A 19437-nucleotide genomic window follows, 5' to 3' on the forward strand; every position below is an offset into this window, starting at 1 on the left:
TGACCCCTGCCGTCAAATCCGTACAGTTAAACTTGGGAGATTTAATTACGCAGCTTGACGATAATAATCAAACCACACCTGTCTTGGCGATTTATAGCCCAAGCTCTTTTGAGTTCTCGTTTGGTTGTAATATAGTTCAATATATCCAATGATATCGGTAATGGCGGCAAATCTAGTTTTATAGTCTTGGTGATACACCAGCTCGTTCTTTAATATGCCCCAGAAGCTTTCTATGGGTGCGTTGTCAAAGCAGTTGCCTTTAGCACTCATTGAGCCTGTAAACTGATGCTGCTTGATGATTTTGTGATAAGCGTGGCTACAGTACTGACTGCCTCTGTCAGAATGCACAATCAGCCCTTTGCCTGGTCGTCTGTTCTTGATTGCCATATTTAGTGCACGACAGACTAAATCAGCAGTCATGCGTTTATTAATGGCGTAGCCAACCAGCTCTTTGGTGTATAGATCTTTGACCCCTGCTAAGTACAGCCAGCCCTCATTTGTCCAGATATAAGTAATGTCACTGACCCAAGACTCATTAGGACGCTTGGCATCAAACTGCTGATCGAGCACGTTTGGATAAACCAGCTTGTTGTGATTAGAGTCGGTGGTCACTTTAAAGCGCTTATGACGTCGGCATTTGATGCCGTGCTCTTCTTTGATGCGTCTCACCATGTATAGGCTAATGTCATGGCCTCGCTCACTTAGATGCGCATGCAGACGCTCATATCCATAGCGCTCCTTTGTTTCACTGTGCGCGGCTTTAACCAGCAGCTCAGACTGGTTGCGATGTATCTGTTGATCGCTGATATCACGACTCAGCCAGTCGTAGTAGCTAGAATGCTTAACCTTTAGTACACGGCACATAGCTGTGATACTAAATATCTGCTGGTTATCCTTAATAAAGGCGTACTTTACTAACTGTTTTTCGCGAAGTACGCCGTGGCCTTTTTTAATATCTCTCGCTCCTCCTCGGCAACTTTAAGTTGTCGCTTGAGCTGCTTTATTTCTTGAAGCGCTGTCATAAGATCAGGATCATATTGTTCTGTGCCGATAAGCTTGCCTTGATTGGCTTTGTTATGCCAATTTGATAGCGTTTGCATGGCAATGCCAAGCTGCTTTGCGGTAGCCGAGATATTGCCATTATTGTCTGATATCTTCTTGACAGCTTCTGCTTTAAATTCGTCACTGTAGGTTCTTACTTTCTTGGTCATGATAAACTCCGATTAATACGCTTAGTTTACCAAGTTTATCTCTACGGTTTCTTCAGCATAGCTCACTAGGAGTCCAAGTAACCCACCGAAAAACACTCCGCCTAAGCTTGCTAATAAAAATGTTATCTTCGTATTCACTAGTGGGCAAACTTTAACCGAACCATTATGGGTAGACTATTTTAACAGACTAAACGGTAGCACTAACTACTTTATTGTACCAGTTGCTATTGACGAAGCTGGCATGAAGCATAGTTACTCTGGTGCTCTTGAAAATTATAATTTCATTAGAGCACATAATTGGCCTCACGATTACCGTATAGAAAGTGGTATTTTAGAGCTTTCACATGAGCTGTATCGTTATGGTCTGAATGACATTGATTCTGATGAGGTTGGAAAAGAGACATCAATAAAGTTATTCCTAAGCCATGCAAAAAAAGGCGATACAGGATTGAATCACGCTCAAGAAATTAAGAGTTTTATTGACAATAGTAATATGAATAGGTTTTTCGATGCCAATGAAATATCGCCAGGTTTTAAATTCGATGAGGAGATAGAAAGTCATCTTAAAAATTCTACAATGATAGCTATTGTTAGTGATGCCTACTCTTCTAGATATTGGTGTCAGCGTGAGGTTTTAACTGCTAAATCAGAGTATAGACCTATAGTAGTGGTTAATAGTCTCCCCCTATGTCACGATAGTTGTCACCCCTAAAATAATGTAAAGGGGGCGACAAGGAATGAAGATGTCAAGATACAGTGAAGAGAGAAAACAAATCATATTAAGCAAGCTATCGCCACCGATGAACAAGAGCGTAGCAGAAGTTGCAAGAAGTGAAGGCATAGGATTACAGACCCTGTATAATTGGCGTAATAAAGCCCGCGACCAAGGACAGCCCATGCCTGGAAATAAGAGCACCCCTGACAACTGGTCAAGCGAAACCAAGCTTGCCACCATCATAGAGACCAGCGGACTATCAGAGACCGAGCTTAGCGAATACTGCCGTAGCAAAGGGCTATATGTTGAACAAATCAAAGCATGGCGAGCAGGCGCACTATCAGGATTTAATAAAGCCCAGCAGCAAAGCCTGACCGATAAGCGTCAACATCAAGCAGACCTTAAAAAGATTAAAAAACTAGAGCGTGAGCTGAATCGTAAGGAAAAAGCCCTTGCCGAAACAGCGGCCTTACTGGTGCTCAGAAAAAAGCTGAATGCGCTCTGGGAGACGGACAAAAACGAGGACGACTAACCTCACTGCCACAGCGTAAGCAAACCATCACCCTTATTCAAGAAGCCAACGATTCAGGCGCAAGACTACCGCCTGCTTGTACCGAGGCCGGCATTAGTGTGCGCACCTATAGGCGATGGTATCAAGAGGGGCAAATACGTCATGACAAACGTGCTAAAGCTTTGCGTCCTATGCCAAGCAATAAGCTCACGAGCGATGAAACAGCAGCCATTATCGCTGTCTGTAACGAGCCTCGCTTTGCAAGCCTACCACCGACGCAGATCGTTCCAACCTTACTCGATGAAGGTATCTATCATGCTTCAGAGTCCACCTTTTACCGAGTGCTGAAAGCACATAGTCAACTAAGTCATAGAGGACGTAGCCTTGCACCTCGTGCCTATAGTGCCCCGCAGTCTTTTACCGCCACAGGACCCTGCCAAGTATTCTGTTGGGACATTACTTATCTGCCAAGCCCCGTGCGAGGTCAGTTCTATTATTTGTACATGATTGAAGATGTGTATAGCCGTAAAATCGTCGGTCAAGAAGTTTATGATCACGAGTCAGGAGAGCTTGCCGCTCGGCTGTTGCAACGTACTTTAATTAAAGAGAAGTGCCTGCATTCAGGGGTGGTTTTGCACTCTGACAATGGGGCGCCAATGAAAGCTCAAACCATGCGCATGAAAGCTTATGAGCTTGGGGTGGTGACGTCTTATAGTCGTCCGAGAGTGAGTAATGATAATCCCTTTGCAGAGTCGCTGTTTAAGACGTGCAAGTACCGCTCTAATTGGCCAACTGAGGGCTTTAACAGCCTTGAGACAGCAAGGGATTGGGTACTTGAGTTTACGCATTGGTACAATACTGAGCATAAACACAGTCAGCTTCGCTTCGTGACGCCTAATGAGCGCCATACTGGTGAGGATAAAGCTATCTTAGCGAAGCGTAAGCAGACGATGGAGAGTGCTAAAACATTAAATCCTACTCGTTGGGGATCGCGCGAAGTGAGAAATTGTACGCCCGTCCCTCCAACGACATTGAACCCGTTAAAAGAACCGAAATCAATTGATGAAATGAGAGTTGCTTAGTTGGTAAATTGGTGACAACTATGTTGACAAACACCGGTCTTGAGGATTACGAAGATAGAATTTTCCCTTCTATCGGTAATGTACCCTGTGTACACGTTACCGCTGAACCTTTAGCGCACAAAGATATATTACGCATTCTAATTGCATCCTTATTAGAAACTGTCCGTTTCAAATATGCTGAAGCGTCATTGAAATTTTATCAATCTCAGGGATGGATCGACTCAAAAGCTTTTATTCTTTGTCGTCCTCCTGAAGTACAACAAGTAGTAGAGATTCTGTCTAAGAATGAAAGTTCCTCAATAGACTCCAGTAGATTGCATCTTTGTTATCCTGAACCACCTCTATATGAAGAAGAAACTATATGGACAGACTATCTTAATATAACAGTGTCTACTCCTTTGTGGTCAAGTGACGAAGTGCAAACCGATAAATATAATGTTGGAATCTCTATTTCAGATTATCTTGAAGATGGTTATGAGGAACATCATCAGCACACAGATGAGTTACAAAGACTCTCTCAAGATTTGGCGAGACACATTTTATCTCGCAATCATACTCTAATCTATGGGGGAGACTTGAGAGAAAATGGTTTTACAGAGTTTGTTCTTGAAGAAGCATCAGTATTAAAAGAGCGCTTAAAATCTGATCAATTTCACGTTGAAAATCACTTAGCGTGGCCTTTGTACTTAACTCCAGCCAGTAAAGAATTTAGTATTAAGTATTATGGTTTATTAGATATTGTCAAACATGAAGTACCCGATGACATAGATTCTATATTAAAGAATAAAGAAATTTTTCTTAAACCTGACTGTCCAGAAAACCAATATATATGGTCGCGTTGCTTAACGACTATGAGGAAAGAATCGATAGAGAGTTCAGATGTCAGAATTTTTGCAGGAGGTAAGTTAGGGGGATACTTAGGTAAGATGCCTGGAGTACTAGAAGAGTTTCTGATAGCTATCGACTTAAATAAACCGATATATTTGGCTGGAGGTCTGGGTGGACTTTGTCAAAAACTGTGTGACAGTATTCTAAATAATGAAATAAGCGAAGAATTTACTGAAGAGTGGCAGATAAGTCATAATGCGAGATATATTGAACTTCAACAGATTGCAAAAGGTAATTCCTTTGAAGCTGATTACGAACAGGTAGAAACATCGTTGTTAAGTTTATCGGTTGAAAAATTGTCTTCAAAGTCTGGTTTAAGTGAAAAGGAATACACTCGCTTGATGACGACGCCTTTTGTTGACGAAGTTGTTCATTTGATACTTAAAGGGTTAAACCAGTTAGAAGGCAAACCCCAATATTAAGCACACCACCTAAGTAAAATGATAAATACAAAAAGGTTGCTAACGCTATATTTTATAATACGTGAGCAACCTTTTTCACTACTACCTATATCTAATCATTATCCATATTTATTCATCACACTAATAATCGCAGCCCTTCGTTAACAAAGCTATGAGCATCTAAGAAATTATCATTTAATCCATAAAGTAAACTTTACTAGATGCATTATCATCAATACGCTTTAGCACTAGCCCGCTGTTTGAAGACTAATAAGCAGACAATGATAAACACTAACAAGGCTGCTGATGCTCCAAAGCGACTTAGCGCGAGACCGCCATGATCAATAGGCTTATCTAAAAAGTCGCCTAATACCGCTCCTAAAGGCCGAGTCAGTACGAAAGCACTCCAAAATAATAGTGTTTTAGATATCTTAGTATAAAAATGAGCTAGCGCAATTAGTGCTAACAAAGATCCAAAGATAATCGCACTCGTGGTATAACCCATGCCTGTGCTATCGGCTACCCAGTCACCAAGTGCGGTACCTAATGTCTGCGAAAACATAATGGTCGTCCAGTAAAACACCTCTGCTTTGGGTTTGCTGATACTATCAACGGCAATGCTTCCCATCGTCTTCTGCCATGTCATTAGACATATTCCAAGTAAAGCTACTAGAAGCGCTGAGCCGCCAGCATAGCCAATTCCTAGTGATCTTGTCACATAGTCTGCTATTGTTGTACCTAAAGTCGTTGTTGCTATAATCGTGCCCCAATACAACCATTTATTAAATGAGTTGGCTTTAATCTGGGTAGCGACTGCTATAGCAAATATAATAGCGAAAATGCCAGTACTGACAATGTATCCTAGATTTAATGACATTGATAAAGCATCACCCGCAGTCTCACCAAGCGTAGTAGCTGCGATTTTAATTATCTAAAAAAGAAGGGTAACTTCCGGAACTTTGGACAAAGCGTTTAGCACTGGATCGTTACTAGAAGCAGTGGGTGAGTATTGATTGTTTAAGGTTGTATTCATGGTTAGATTCACTCTATTAGTAAACAAATTTAATGTTACGTTGTAGATGTCACTAAATTATCAATAGAGATGTTAAGAAAGTGTGAAGATGCAACTATTTAGATCTATTAAAATTTCTATGTATGAGTTTAAAAGATCAAAGTTATACAAAGTCCTCGATTATCATGTAAGTTTAAAATCTCAGAATTAGAGTCCTTCATAAAGACATCGATACCTGCCTGCTCACAGATTGATTTAACAATAGAGAGCCCAAGTCCTGTACCTTCTATTTCCTGTGATTGCTTACTTGCGCTATCTGATCTTGAAGCGCTTATACTATTGTTAAGTTTACTGTCGCTAAATTGATCAGCTGCACTAATCACTTGATTAAGCCGTATAAAGGGTTCAAAAGCTTTCTCATAATCACTAGGGTCAATGCCTGCGCCTGAATCTATGATCTGTAATACTAATTTGTTATCTAGCGTCTTGGATATATCATTTAATTTCCCAGATTGAATCACATGTGAGCCAAAATTATATTGAGCATTTAAAGCCGATTTATCCAAACTGCCTGAGTTTTGCTCAAGTTGATAGAGTTTAACCATGACTTGACCATTATCTAGCGTATAAATAATAGCGTTTTGAATCAGGTTTTTTATGAGCATTAATAATGATGTCTCATCTATCTTTACTTTGCTACTTGACTGTAAGTCGACAGTTAGTTCGATGTTCTTATTATCAGCAATAGGAATGAGTAACCCTATGACTTGTTCGATAATAGATTTAACATTGGTTGCTGTTGTCTCGGTACCAAGCTCGGTATTGATATTACCAGCACGAGCGAGCGTTAATAATTGCTCAACCAAACTTTGATTACGCCTCAAGCGAATAGCCAGTTTATCGAGGCCTTCCGACATAACGTTATCATTACTAATACGCTGTAATCGTTGTAATTGTAGTGAGATGGCAGTCAGCGGCGAGCGCAGTTCATGGGCAGCATCAGCGATAAAGCGTTGCTGACGTTCAATACTAATTTTGACTATAGCCAATAATCTATTTAACGATTCGGCTAGTGGCAGCAATTCAGAGGGCAGTCTACCAATCGATAAAGGACTTAGGTCATTCTCATTACGTGCGCTTATCTCATGATGCAATTGACGCACAGGTTTCATCATGCGCCACATGATAAAAGGCAGTAAAAGCAGTAATAATGCTATACCGATAATAAGGGGTAAAAAAGACTGTAAGGCACTAGCTTTGGCTAAATCATCCTGTAAATCTGTCTGTTGGCGCAAAATTAGAGCCACTTCTTCATCAGTATCTAAAGACTCAATCTTGACATCATTTCTATAGGTTCGCCAAGAATGACCGTCAATGTTTTGATCGCTTATCCCTTGTGGAACGCTATTTACTAATGCCAACGGTATAGGTTCTGAGTAATCATGCTCATCATCGCTTTGAACGTTCTGATAATCTTCTACCCCGTTATTGAGTGAGGCGGAGAGTATGACTATATCAACGGTGATCGCACCATCATCGTCATCGGTATCAAAGTGAATGTTGCTGCGGGCATGCTCGTCACTGTATGAATAAGCAGCATTATTATTTAAACCACTAATATTAAGCGACTGCTCTAATAAGGCAGCAGTATTTTTTAAGTTATCATCCTGAAAGTCATTTATCTCGTTATAGCTGTACCAAAATCCATAACCACCAGCCACTATTGCCAGTAGTAATAATGACACAACAGACCAAAAGATAAGTTGGAACTGTAATGAGTTAAAGGGCTTACGAAATTTAGGCATTGCTGATATACCATCCAAGGCCACGAACATTTTTGATTCTATCTTGTCCGACCTTTTTGCGTAAACTATGAATCAAAAACTCAATGGCGTTACTTTCAACTTCGCCGCCCCAGCCATATAACGAATCCTCAAGCTCATTTTTGGACATGACTTTTTCAGGCGATAGCATAAAGGTAGTGAGAAGCATGTACTCCTTTGCGGTTAAATCGATAGGGCTACCATCCATCATGACCCGTTTGTGCGCGGTATCTAAACTTAAATTGCCAACCGTCACTTGATTATCAGCCTTGCCTTGGGCACGGCGAATAAGTACTCTCATGCGTGCAAAGACTTCTCCTAACTCAAAAGGCTTGACGACATAATCATCAGCCCCTGAGTCTAAGCCTGCAATTCTATCTTTTAATTGATCACGCGCGGTGAGTATCAACACTGGTGTTTCAATCTTGGCATCGCGAATAGCAGTCAACACGCCCATGCCATCAACTTCTGGAAGACCTAAGTCTAATAAGATGATGTCATAAGGTTGCACCCTTAATGTCAGTATGGCTTGACGACCGTCTTTGACCCAATCAACCGTATAAGCCTCATCTTGCAAGGCTTCGCTCAGACTCTCGCCAATCATCAAGTCATCTTCGACTACCAATACGCGCATGGGATATCCTTATTATGTGACTAGTAGGATTAAAAAATATTTATCTATAGTGACACTTTTTATAGCGTCCTCAAACTAAAAAGCTCTAATCGATACTAGTGTACAGAGTAGAGCCGTTGTTAAGCTATATTCAACCAAGTTTTAAAATATTAATCATCATCTAACTGACTGCTGACAACCTGACCATTCATGCTATCGATTATCAGTTTATTTATGTCCATCCCTTTAGCTATTTCAATCTCATAAGCGGGTATACCGTTATCAAAATCAAACTCTGCTTCAGTAATTTTGCCACCAACACTTTGCGTTGCTTTTTGCATGGCTTGGGTTAGGGTTATTTGGGCTTGCCTCATAGCGTTATATTCTGCTAAGTCGTCTTGATCTATTTTTTCCTGCTTAGATTTTAGAACTTTGCCGCTACTGGCGTCAATTTTTACTTCATGCTCCACTCCATCATTGATAAGCTTGATTTCATACTCGCCACTTGCCATATAATCGTTTTGGTCAAACTCAGCGCTAATTAAGTCTCCTTTGACTGTTTTTTGTGCAATAGCGACGGCTTGCTCTAGACTGATTTTACTCTGTGCTATCGCGACTGCGTCACTCGTCTTTGCGCCTGAAATAGCAGGTATTTGACCTGAGGCAACAGCGAGAGTACCAATACCTAGAACGCTAAGAGCAATAAGTAGGGATTTGCTTAGGGTTGATAGTTTTTTCATCGTGTTTACTCCGTATTTAAGGTTCATGTCTGACGACTCATTATCAAAGTTGTCAGAAGTGTCGATATGAGTCCATCATACAAAACAAGACATAGAAGAAGCTTAGCGTAGAATAAGCGTTCAGTTAGCTACTCATATTTTTGGGCTATAATGCTGTTGCTCTTTCGATAATCCTTATACAGAGTAATATTTTATTATGTTTGAGATACTATTATTGGCGTTAGCACTCGCTGCGGATGCGTTTGCGGCTGCAATCGGTCTTGGCTCGACACATAGAAGCGATGGTAAGTCGCAGTTTATAAAAATGGCGTTACTCATTGGATTATACTTCGGTGTTGCTCAGGGGGTGATGCCGCTAATTGGTTATGCGCTTGGCTCTACTATGCTCGGTTGGTTTGCGGAATGGGCTGCTTGGATTGCTTTTATCATACTAGTGGCTCTTGGGATTAAGATGCTTTATGAGTCGTGTTCGGTTAGTGACGATACTCGGATCAATGTAAGTCATAAAACCTTGCTGTCATTGGCTATAGCGACTAGTCTCGATGCGATGGCAGCGGGCTTTACGTTAAACCTGTTGGTAGTTAATGCTTATGCTGCCTGTTTAATCATCGCATTGACGACCGCTATTTTAAGTGTTTTAGGGGCTTATATAGGACGCCAGTCAGGAACATGGCTCGGCAGTTGGGCAGAAGCTTTGGGCGGTTTAGTGCTGATAGCGATTGGTGTGAAGATGGTTATTTGAAGCATAATTATGCTCTGTTCTCTTAAAAAACACGCTGGCCAGCGCACAAGCTATAGTCAAAGACACCAACATCGATACTAAGGTATGACTAAAAAAATGATCACCAAACATCATTTTATATAGGCCCATTGTCCAGCCTAATACGGTTACGATTTCAAATATTCGATAGCGATACTTATAAAGAGTAGGTAAAAATGCTAAGCCATACAAAGAAAATCCTGCGCTGGCATGAGCTGCTGGAAAACATTTTGTATCGGTTTTAGCAAGCATATTTTGCCATAGATTAAGATAAGGTAGATCCCCGCCAAAAAGCGTTAGATGATTAGGACAGCTCACATGAGTAACGCTTTTTAATAGCGCGATAGTAGAAGGCACCACAATAAGAACAATAAGTAAGTAACTTATTTCACGAATTGAGAAGGGCACAATAAATTTACTTGTTTTATTGTTATCGATGATAGAGGCGATATTTGAAGATTGTCTGTATTTGATAACCAATACGGATATTAAATAGAGAGCCAACAAGATTAATAATGCTTTAGGACCATCATAAAAAATAAAAGCGTAAGGCTGTTCGCCTTTTTCTATCAGCCACTGACCATTATTATAGAAAAACTCACTAATACGAACATCAAATTGGCTATGCTCAAAGGTTAGAGCGGCAATAATTGTTAAGCAAAAAAGCTTAAGCCATATCCAGTTAGTTGGGTTATCTTCTAAAATCATGAAAATACCTTACTCAATGTATTAAATTGCTAAAAATTTAAGCACTTTTTAAAATAAAAGATTAGATAACGCCATGCACCACAAAACGAACAATAGTAATAATGCCAAAAATTGCGCGGCAGAACCCACGTCCTTGGCTATTTTAGCGAGGGGATGATGATCCGTTGAAGTATGATCGACGCTCGCTTCAATACCCGTATTAATAAGCTCCACAATGAGGGATAAGAATGAAGCAATCACAAGCACCATTTTGGCGCTGACGTTAAAAGGCATAAATATAATGACCGTGAACAATAAGAGATTGAGCCAGATAACTTGCCTAAAGGCCGCTTCAAACTTATAAGCCGCTTTAAAACCATCTATAGAATACCCCGTAGCTTTTACAATACGGGCTAACCCTTTTTTACCTTTAACCTCATTTGCAAAACTATCCGCTACAAAAGTATCATCAGATACAGGCTGATTTTTATAATCAAGATTTGTATGTTCGTGGCTCAGAGCAGTAGTCTTGGAATTATTCATATCGATAGCTTAGTATTTATTAAGATTAGAATAGCTGGCAGGTCTTAATGATATTACAGTGCATGTTAAGATCGCGTTAAGATGAATTTCATATAATAAAAAGCAGTAGCGAATACCGAGTTTGATTAAGGTATTGGCTACTACTGACTATTGAAGTTACAGTGAAAATAAGAAAAAGTGCAATCACCGATATATTTATTGTTGTAATGATCCCAGTGTAGGAGGGCACTGGTTAGCACTTGGGTATCAGTATGTGCTTGGAGCTGTTAAGGAAGCGTTAAGATAAAAAATATTTATAAAATTATTTGGAAAGGGCAATATTAATATCAAAATTCAATATATACAAAAAAGCAATAGCCGAGAGCCTTTCCCAAACTTTGTGTAACTGCTTATAATCCACTAACCGGAGAATAAGCAATGACTACTCAATCTGACATTAAAAAACTGGCCGAGCAAATGGCTGGTAGCATGAACAGCTTCGATGACATCAAAGACTTTCAAAAGCAGCTCATGCAGTCGTTTATCGATACTGCCCTTGAAGCTGAGATGGAAGACCATCTCGGCTACCCCAAGCATGAGAAAGCAGATAAGCCTAATAAGCGCAATGGACACACTAAAAAAACCGTCCGTAGCGACACAGGCGATCTTGAGATCTCTACCCCAAGAGACCGTGATAGCAGCTTTGATCCTGTACTCGTCAGTAAGCATCAAACCCGTATTAGTGGTCTTGATGACAAGATCATATTCCTTTACGCCAAGGGTCAAACCACCACCGAAATTGTAGAGAGCATTAAAGAGCTCTACGATGTCGACATCTCAAGCTCTCTTGTCTCAAGAGTCACCGACAACATATTAGAGGACATCACCGCTTGGCAGAACAGGCCACTGAGCAGTATCTATCCTATCGTCTACTTAGACTGCATTGTCGTTAAAGTACGTCAAGACAAGCAGATCATCAACAAGGCTATATACCTGGCACTAGGCGTGGGACTTGATGGTAGAAAAGAGCTGCTTGGCATGTGGTTATCAGAGAATGAAGGCGCTAAGTTCTGGCTTGGTGTTCTCACTGAGCTACAAAACCGCGGGGTACAAGACATCTTAATCGCTTGTGTCGATGGTTTAAAGGGCTTCCCTGATGCCATTAACACGGTTTATCCCAATGCTCAGGTTCAGCTGTGTATCGTGCATATGCTGCGTTACTCCATGAAGTTTGTGCCGTGGACAGATAAGAAGGCCGTAGCGGCTGATTTAAAGGCCATCTACGGCGCTGATACGCTTGAGATAGCAGAGGCCAACCTTGAGCACTTTGATGAGACTTGGGGTGAGAAATATCCGCATGTCATCAAGTCTTGGCGCAATAATTGGGAGGGCTTAACGGTGTTCTTTGGCTACCCTAAAGACATTAGAAAAGTCATATACACTACCAATGCTATTGAGTCACTGAACAGTGTGATTCGGACAGCGGTGAATAAGCGTAAGGTGTTCCCATCTGATCACGCAGCTTTCAAGGTAGTCTATCTAGCAACCCAGCAGGCATCCAAAAAGTGGTCGATGCCTATTCGTAACTGGACGTCTGCCCTTAATCGCTTTATGATTATGTTTGATGATCGCATCAGCAGGCATTTAATCTAAATGGCAGTTACACAGAATTCGGGATGGGCTCATAGCCGACACCTTGTTTATCAAGGTATTGGCTACTGCATCCTATTAATGAAGAGTTAGTATTTAGCTTTGCTTACTTTTTAGCCATCATCCTCCATATCAACTTGGCTGCTTAGAACCTTGCCAGTATTGGCATCTATGCTCACATCATATATCTGATTGTCTTTGACAACTTCGATGTCATATAAGGCTTGACCTTTTTCAAGCTCGAACTCAACACCGATGACTTTACCATTTACGCTTTGAGTGGCTTTTTGCATAGCACTAGTTAGCGTAACTTTGGCTTGCATCAGCGCTCTATATTCAGCCATGTCTTCTTTATCTAACTTCTCTTTTTCAGTCTCGATGACTTTGCCAGTATTGGCGTCGATCTTGACCTCGTAAGCCGTACCGTTTGATACAAACTCAACTTCATACTCGCCCGTTACAGCACCGTTGCCATTATCATCATCGTCGTCATAATCGAATTCTGCGCTGATTAGATCACCTTTAGCATTCTGTTTAGCTATATCGATTGCTTGCGTTAAGCTGATCTTACTTTGCATAGCGCTGACAGCTTCACTTGATCCAGTTACGGCTTTGGTATTAGCAGCAGGGGCGGCGATAGCGGTTGCACCTACGCCTGCAATAGTAAGGGCGATGATTGCTGATTTGGTTAGCGTTGATAAGTTTTTCATGAGAGTCATCCTTTGTATTAATCAATTTCTGACACACCATTAGTGGTTTTGCCAGCTACCTCGTGGGTATGAATCTATAATACGAGAGACGACATAGGGGAAACTTAGCGGAAAATAAGAGTTTGATTAGCGAGTAGATATAATAAATATTGCTTAATTTTCTGAGTTAAATCATTATTTAAAAGACTACTAAATGTTTAACAGATCTAATGTCTGGCTTAGATACTAGGCTTGCTAAGTTTTGATTAAAGGAGTTTCTATAGGAGGAAAAAGGATGTCAGACGAATTCTTACGAAATACGACGCTTATCGCTTATTCACCTTCAACAGTATCAAAAGTACCTTGCGAAGATATCTTAATTTTGAACTTTGAGCCTCACGGCGACGAAGTTTTTTGGCTCAATACTTATGGATTGAGAGAGTTAGATGAGATGGAGCAAGTTGTCATCCAGAACCAGTTTGATGATTTTTTAATTAAATTATTGCAAGATGATGAGCATGCCAATAAGGTTATCGAACTCGATAATGTCCTGTTTATCGCTCTAAAAGTATTAAAAACTGATGACAAAAATCTAGATAATAAACAATTGATTTTCGTTGTATCGTCAAATATGTTATGGAGTTTGCAAGAGAATCATAATAATCATTTTCAGTGGATTCGTGATCGCTTAAGCGAAGGCAAAGGACAAGTTCGAAGCAAAAAAGTAGATTATTTGCTTTTTCTGTTGATTGAGTCATTGATAGCAAACTATGAAGAGACGTTTGAGAAATTACTGAATGCTGACGGTGACTCGATAAAGGTGACCAATATTAATCCAACGCCTTATTTTACTAAAAAGGTTGAGGAGCAAAAACGTCGCATGTTGAACTTTAAGAAAGCGACGCTGAGCCTTCGCAATACCATTGTAAAGCTGGAAACGATTAATATTATTCCTATGGATAGTAAGTATTTCACCGAACTTAAAGAGCAAGCCAACAATTTGATTGATGAAATTGATTTTGAGTTGTTTGAGCTTGATAGTAAAACCAATCTGATATTCTCAATTCAGGGCCATCGTTTGAATGAAATCATACGTACCTTGACCTTAGTGTCAGTGGTATTTATACCATTAACATTTTTGGTAGGCGTTTACGGTATGAATTTTGACTATATGCCTGAGTTAAAATGGAATGAGGGTTACTTTGCCTTGTGGGGTGTGATGGTAACATTGACTGTGGCCATCGTTGTGTATTTTAAAAGTAAGAAATGGTTTTAAACTGTACTGCTAACTTGTAATGTCTTAGGCTTTTAAAGATTGTTTATTAGTAGAATTTATTTATAATAAATACTAAACGTACTACCGCCTGCAGCATTAGCTTGATGGGTAAGTTGCCAGCCCATATGCGTCATGATGCGCTGAACAATACTTAGACCTAACCCTGTGCCATCAACCTTATAGCTCGTATAATCTTTTGACGAGAACTTATCAGTTAATTGCCCATCATTTTTCTTTTGCTCTAAACGCTCAAACCTTTCATAGAGTAGAGGCATCATCGCTTCAGGAATACCCAAGCCAGTATCGGTAACGGTGATTTTTTTATCGTCAATAATAATAACTACCTCACCCTCATCCGTGTATTGAAAGGCATTCTTTATTAAGTTGCCTAGTGCCATTTTTAGTAATTCAGGTCGTACGTAGGCAAAATACTCTTGTTCAGCGACTACTGCATAAGTCACAGTCTTATACCGTAGCAAATACTTTAAGCGTTCCACTTCATTGTTAGCAATGCTATTGATAGAGGTTTGCGGAGCGTCCAGTTTTTCAGGAGCACGCGAGAGTAGTAATAACGCGCTGATAATCTCAGAGGTCTCTTTAGCTGTAGTACTAATACGATTAGTAAACTCGCTCAAACGGCTATCGCCTTCTAATTGAGAAGCCAGTACTTCTGATGCACCCATAATAATCGTCAAAGGCGTGCGCAGCTCGTGGCTAACATCTCCAGTAAATAGCTGCTCACGTTTGAGATACTGCTCAAACTTATGATTCTTCTCATCAATAGCGCGTGCTAATACGCCAACCTCGGAGGGCAAATGGGTCAATTCGGTTAAGTTTTGATGATCGGTTTCTACTGCTTTTTTTAAGTCTAATAAAGGTTTAGTAATTTGCCTAGAGGATAGCTGAGAAAATATTGCGGCAATTAGTAAGCTTAAAATAACGGCAACTCTTAAGGCATTGGCAAAGATGTCTTCTAGGTGTTCAAAAATGGCAAGGACAGGGTAGTTCCCCATTACCATCTCAGTGTCTTCTAAATAGGTTAAAACATAGCGTTGTTTATTTTGCTGATAGATGAAGAAATGTAGATTAGTTCTAACATTGCCATCTTTGGTGGGCACGGTTACGGGCATCTCTTGCACTGTCTCGGTTGCCAAAGCTTTTAAATTATCAGGTGCATGATTATAGCGATAAATTTTTATGCCCGGATCTGCAGTGTAGACAGGCTGATCGCCATCCTTTTCTTGACTAAGCTCTAGCTGTTGCAGTAAGCGAGCTTTGACCAACTCTTGCTCCATCCTTGTCTCAGCGTACATAAAAATACTGACGAAAGCAGCGCAAAGTAATATGGCAAATAAAAAATATGACAGTCGAAATTTATTAGCGATAGAGTCGAGGCTGAACATGGCATTTACTTCATAGTATAAGGTAGTAGAAAGAGGATAGGAGGTATAACTAGGACGACTCTTAATCAGATTGAGTCTGTAAATCGTACTAAGATATTCTACACTTTATCGGGATCAACAATTTGATAACCCACTCCAGGCATCGTCATTATCATAGGTCTGGCAAATGGCTTGTCGACTTGTACGCGCACACTATGCATATGAGTCCGTAGCGCATCGCTACTTGGAATATCCTCACCCCATACCTTTTCCTCAAGCTCACTTTTACTGACGACTCGTGGCGACGCATTCATTAATGTTTCTAAAATTTTAAACCCTGTTGGTGTCAGTTTTAGTGATGTACCTTCTCGTCTAATCGTGTGCTCATTAGCATTTAAGGATAATGGTCCGACAGCTAAGCTGTGCTCAAAATGCTCATCTTGGTGTCGACGGATAAGCGCTTTAATCCGTGATTCTAATTCAATGAGTGAGAAGGGTTTGACCAGATAATCATCAGCGCCACTATCGAAGCCTGCGACTTTATCCAAAATCGTATCACGAGCCGTCAGCATCAATACAGGGGTTTTATTATGTAGCTCTTCTCTCAGTTTTTTACATAGCTTGGTGCCGTCCATACCCGGCAGCATGACATCTAATAAAATAACGTCATAGCGATTATTTGCAGCGAGTGTTAAGCCGCTAATGCCATTATGAGCGTTGTCCAGCTCAAAACCTTTTGGTTCAAAAAAGGCATAAATATTGGCGACGATATCGGGATTGTCTTCGATGATGAGTATCTTGTACATAGTGGTCTCGTGCATAAATGCTAGCAGGGCTTATGATAAAGGTCTTAATGGGTAGATTTAAAGAAGGTTGGCGCTGCTGCTACCTCATCGGTAGTAATACCAAAAAAGTTAAGTAAAGTTGGCGTAATAAAGTCATGTGACACGGGCTGATCAATCGTACTAATGAGACTACTTTTATCAATATTATTGCTAGTAGGCGACCAAATGATGACAGGCACCTGCTTTTGCGCATCAGGTGCGATAGCGTAGGGCATGCCATGCAAGTAAATATTATTCTCGCCTAAACTTTCGCCATGATCGCTAATATATACCATTACCACATCATAGTCCTGCTCATACTTTTTGAGCGTATTAATCACGTTATTTAAGAAATAATCTGTATAACGAATAGCATTGTCATAAGCATTGATGACGGATTGATCATCGCATTTAGCAAGCTCGTTCGTCATGCATACTGGTTTGTACTCTTCAAACTCCTTAGGATAACGTTTGTAGTAAGCAGGACCATGATTACCCATTTGATGCAATAAAATAAGGGTGTCTTTAGCAGAGCCGTCTGCTGTTACTCCTGTATCTGACTTAACTAAAGTATCAAAACCGTCAAGCATACCGATATCACGACACTCCTCATCACAATTTGGATTGACATCAGCCGTCTTATAATCTTCAAAAGTTACTCGATCCGCGACCCCTTTAGAGCTCGAATTATTGTCGCGCCAAATAACATTGACGCCTTGCTTATTTAGTGTGTCTAATACGTTCTCATTATAGTCTGCCATATTATTGTCATAACTCTCTCGATTAGAGTAGCTAAACATACAGGGAACGGAGTAAGCAGTAGAGGTGCCACATGAGGTGGCATTTTTAAAGCTATAGACATCTGGTTGGCTAGTCAGCAGAGGCATAGTGTCGCGCTCATAGCCATTAAGACCGATATGATCAGCACGTACTGTTTCACCAACGACAAATACCATGAGTTTAGGCTTTGCTGCGTTAGTTCCAGCAGTAGGAGTTATACGTTTGGCATCTGTCGCATGCAGGGTCAATGTATCAGGACGACGAAGTTTCTCAACATAATCGGTACCTAATTTGATAACCGAGTAGATAGGAGTAATAGGGTTTGCGTAACTGCGGACTATCTTATGCTGACGGAAAAAGGTGGCGTATTGATCGCCAAAAGACAGTAGGCAGACAGCTATTAAGGCGATAGATGAGGTTAAGGTTAACGCTTTTTGCCATAGCGCTCGACGTATAGGTACTCTTTTTATGCGGATTTTAGCAATAATAACTGCGGGTATAATGCCTAGTATAAAGACTCTTGTAAAAAAACTTAGCGACATCAACCCCATCGCTTCACGTTGATCGGTTTGTATACTATTGATCAGCATATTAGTATCGAAAATAGTGCCATAAGCGTCAGTAAAATAGCCACATACGGCCGCTATCATTACCATAGCGATGAGCACTGGTTTAGCAATAGGACGATAGCAAAATAATTGGATGAGTAGCCACATTAAGCCGAACAATAAGCCTGTGATAGAAACTATGAAGCCAACGTTATTACCAAAAGGGTAAATGCTAAGCACTTGCGCGAAAAAACCAAAATTTGCAGTAGTGACTAAATAGAGCGCAACGATAATAATCAGATAGTTAAGATTAATTTCATGATTAAAAATGCTGTTTAGATAGCTTTTTTTGGTAGGAGCTTTGGTGATTTCAGTGCTAAGTGCTTGAGGGGTTGACATAACTAGGCTTCTCAACAGGATGGTAAGGAGTTTGATTCCTTACGATAACAAGAGGCCTGTTAAGAAGACGTTAAGATATTTGGGTTGAGTAATGCTTTAAGAAGATAATATATTCTTAAAAATAAATAGTTAGATAATAAGCTTAAGGATGCATATTGCCTCTACTTTAGCTGGTTAGTCGACGCCTAATAAACCAACTAATTATAATTACTATAGCAATCGATAAAAAAATCTTTGAATAGGGTGCTAACGCAGTCTCTATAACCTCGTAGTTTTTGCCGAAGTGGTAACCTGCAAGCGTCAGTACAGTTGTCCAAACACTAGAACCCAAAGCAGTCAATACTAAAAAAGATAAAAGTGGCATTTTGTTCATACCCCCATATCAAACCCCCATATCAAACCCTAATATTAACAACCTCACCTGAGTAAAATATCAATTTAAACGAAGGCTACTAACGCTATATATAGCATAGTGTTAGTAGCCTTTTTTAATGTCTCAAATGCACAAAATATAAGCGCATATATACCATGAAGTAAGATTTATAGCCCCTCAATAGTTGAGTTTTTGACATCTAACAAATTATGATTTCGCTCGTAGAAATTCATCAAATCCTCATTAATAATGACAGTGTGGATTCCTGATAAGATTATTATTGGAGAATAACTTAGCACACACATTGAACCGCCCCGGTATTGTCGGAGACTTAACATTCTGAGAGAATACGACAATGAAAAGACAAACCTACACTCCTGAAATGAAAGAGCGCGCCGTCCGTATGCTAATTGAAGCTAAAGACGATTACCCATCCACCTGGTCAGCCATCAAAGCCATAGCGCCAAAGATAGGTTGCACGCCTGAGACCCTACGATCATGGCATAAAAAGCACATTGATAAAACCATTCCTGCAAAGATTCAAGCTCAAA

General features: G+C 40.3%; 16 protein-coding genes and 2 pseudogenes. 7 read left to right on the forward strand and 11 right to left on the reverse strand.

What is annotated here, in order from left to right:
* Positions 1–45 precede the first annotated feature (45 nt).
* Positions 46–1211, reverse strand: a protein-coding gene (locus tag W293_RS0105495) for an IS3 family transposase (protein WP_156915601.1) whose coding sequence is annotated in 2 segments (ribosomal slippage) — positions 46–953 and positions 953–1211 — 1167 coding nt in all. Because the reading frame shifts where the segments join, the coding sequence is not laid out codon by codon here.
* 241 nt (positions 1212–1452) lie between these two features.
* Between W293_RS0105495 and W293_RS0105505 the strand changes: the two genes are divergently transcribed.
* The 3 genes from W293_RS0105505 (at position 1453) to W293_RS0105520 (ending at position 4829) form a co-directional block, all read left to right on the forward strand.
* Positions 1453–1923 carry a toll/interleukin-1 receptor domain-containing protein gene (locus tag W293_RS0105505; protein WP_025651474.1) on the forward strand — a complete coding sequence of 157 codons (471 nt, stop codon included), beginning with the start codon at positions 1453–1455 and terminating at the stop codon, positions 1921–1923.
* 31 nt (positions 1924–1954) lie between these two features.
* Positions 1955–3519 (forward strand): IS3 family transposase gene (locus W293_RS0105515; RefSeq protein ID WP_156915611.1). Its coding sequence is split into 2 segments (ribosomal slippage): positions 1955–2417 and positions 2417–3519, totalling 1566 coding nucleotides; the frame shifts between segments, so codons are not numbered across the junction.
* A 20-nt stretch (positions 3520–3539) separates the two neighbouring features.
* Positions 3540–4829 carry a hypothetical protein gene (locus W293_RS0105520; protein ID WP_025651477.1) on the forward strand — a complete coding sequence of 430 codons (1290 nt, stop codon included), beginning with the start codon at positions 3540–3542 and terminating at the stop codon, positions 4827–4829.
* Positions 4830–5040: 211 nt separating this feature from the next.
* Here the strand turns inward: W293_RS0105520 and W293_RS16135 are convergent.
* From W293_RS16135 to W293_RS0105540, 4 genes and pseudogenes are all read right to left on the reverse strand, one after another.
* Positions 5041–5841, reverse strand: a pseudogene (locus tag W293_RS16135) (hypothetical protein).
* A 128-nt stretch (positions 5842–5969) separates the two neighbouring features.
* Positions 5970–7625, reverse strand: coding sequence for a sensor histidine kinase (locus W293_RS0105530; protein WP_025672617.1), 1656 nt, complete (start codon positions 7623–7625; stop codon positions 5970–5972).
* Complete coding sequence (locus W293_RS0105535; protein ID WP_025651479.1) at positions 7618–8277, reverse strand: response regulator; 660 nt, start codon at positions 8275–8277, stop codon at positions 7618–7620. The genes W293_RS0105530 and W293_RS0105535 overlap by 8 nt, the downstream gene beginning before the upstream one ends.
* A gap of 149 nt (positions 8278–8426) precedes the next feature.
* Positions 8427–8996, reverse strand: coding sequence for a PepSY domain-containing protein (locus tag W293_RS0105540; RefSeq protein WP_025651480.1), 570 nt, complete (start codon positions 8994–8996; stop codon positions 8427–8429).
* A 196-nt stretch (positions 8997–9192) separates the two neighbouring features.
* Here W293_RS0105540 and W293_RS0105545 point away from each other — a divergent pair, with 196 nt between their 5' ends.
* On the forward strand, positions 9193–9738 hold the full coding sequence (locus W293_RS0105545; protein ID WP_025651482.1) for a manganese efflux pump MntP family protein: 546 nt from the start codon (positions 9193–9195) through the stop codon (positions 9736–9738).
* Here W293_RS0105545 and W293_RS0105550 read toward each other — a convergent pair.
* Positions 9700–10464 (reverse strand): PAP2 family lipid A phosphatase, encoded by a 765-nt coding sequence (locus tag W293_RS0105550; protein WP_025651483.1) that lies wholly within the window; start codon positions 10462–10464, stop codon positions 9700–9702. The genes W293_RS0105545 and W293_RS0105550 overlap by 39 nt on opposite strands.
* Before the next feature lie 48 nt (positions 10465–10512).
* A complete protein-coding gene (locus W293_RS0105555) occupies positions 10513–10986 on the reverse strand; it encodes a diacylglycerol kinase (protein ID WP_025651484.1) in 474 nt (157 codons plus the stop codon).
* Between the two features lie 417 nt (positions 10987–11403).
* Here W293_RS0105555 and W293_RS0105560 point away from each other — a divergent pair, with 417 nt between their 5' ends.
* Entirely contained in the window at positions 11404–12618 is a 1215-nt protein-coding gene (locus W293_RS0105560; protein WP_025651485.1) for an IS256 family transposase, read from the forward strand.
* Between the two features lie 110 nt (positions 12619–12728).
* Here the strand turns inward: W293_RS0105560 and W293_RS0105565 are convergent, their stop codons facing one another.
* A complete protein-coding gene (locus tag W293_RS0105565) occupies positions 12729–13325 on the reverse strand; it encodes a PepSY domain-containing protein (RefSeq protein ID WP_025651486.1) in 597 nt (198 codons plus the stop codon).
* Positions 13326–13599: 274 nt separating this feature from the next.
* Here W293_RS0105565 and W293_RS0105570 point away from each other — a divergent pair, with 274 nt between their 5' ends.
* The gene (locus W293_RS0105570; RefSeq protein WP_025651487.1) at positions 13600–14580 is read left to right on the forward strand and encodes a CorA family divalent cation transporter; all 981 of its coding nucleotides are present in this window, start codon (positions 13600–13602) and stop codon (positions 14578–14580) included.
* 56 nt (positions 14581–14636) lie between these two features.
* Here the strand turns inward: W293_RS0105570 and W293_RS0105575 are convergent, their stop codons facing one another.
* The 3 genes from W293_RS0105575 to W293_RS0105585 all read right to left on the reverse strand — a co-directional run bounded on the left by W293_RS0105575 (position 14637) and on the right by W293_RS0105585 (position 18513).
* Positions 14637–15983, reverse strand: coding sequence for a sensor histidine kinase (locus tag W293_RS0105575; protein WP_025651488.1), 1347 nt, complete (start codon positions 15981–15983; stop codon positions 14637–14639).
* Between the two features lie 98 nt (positions 15984–16081).
* Entirely contained in the window at positions 16082–16768 is a 687-nt protein-coding gene (locus W293_RS0105580) for a response regulator transcription factor (RefSeq protein ID WP_025651489.1), read from the reverse strand.
* Between the two features lie 44 nt (positions 16769–16812).
* Complete coding sequence (locus W293_RS0105585; protein ID WP_025651490.1) at positions 16813–18513, reverse strand: phosphoethanolamine transferase; 1701 nt, start codon at positions 18511–18513, stop codon at positions 16813–16815.
* Positions 18514–19241: 728 nt separating this feature from the next.
* On the opposite strand from W293_RS0105585, the pseudogene W293_RS0105590 reads away from it, so the two are divergent.
* Positions 19242–19437 (forward strand): annotated as a pseudogene (locus W293_RS0105590) (IS3 family transposase); the annotation flags it as partial.

This window comes from Psychrobacter sp. TB67, assembly GCF_000511065.1.
Taxonomy (GTDB): domain Bacteria; phylum Pseudomonadota; class Gammaproteobacteria; order Pseudomonadales; family Moraxellaceae; genus Psychrobacter; species Psychrobacter okhotskensis.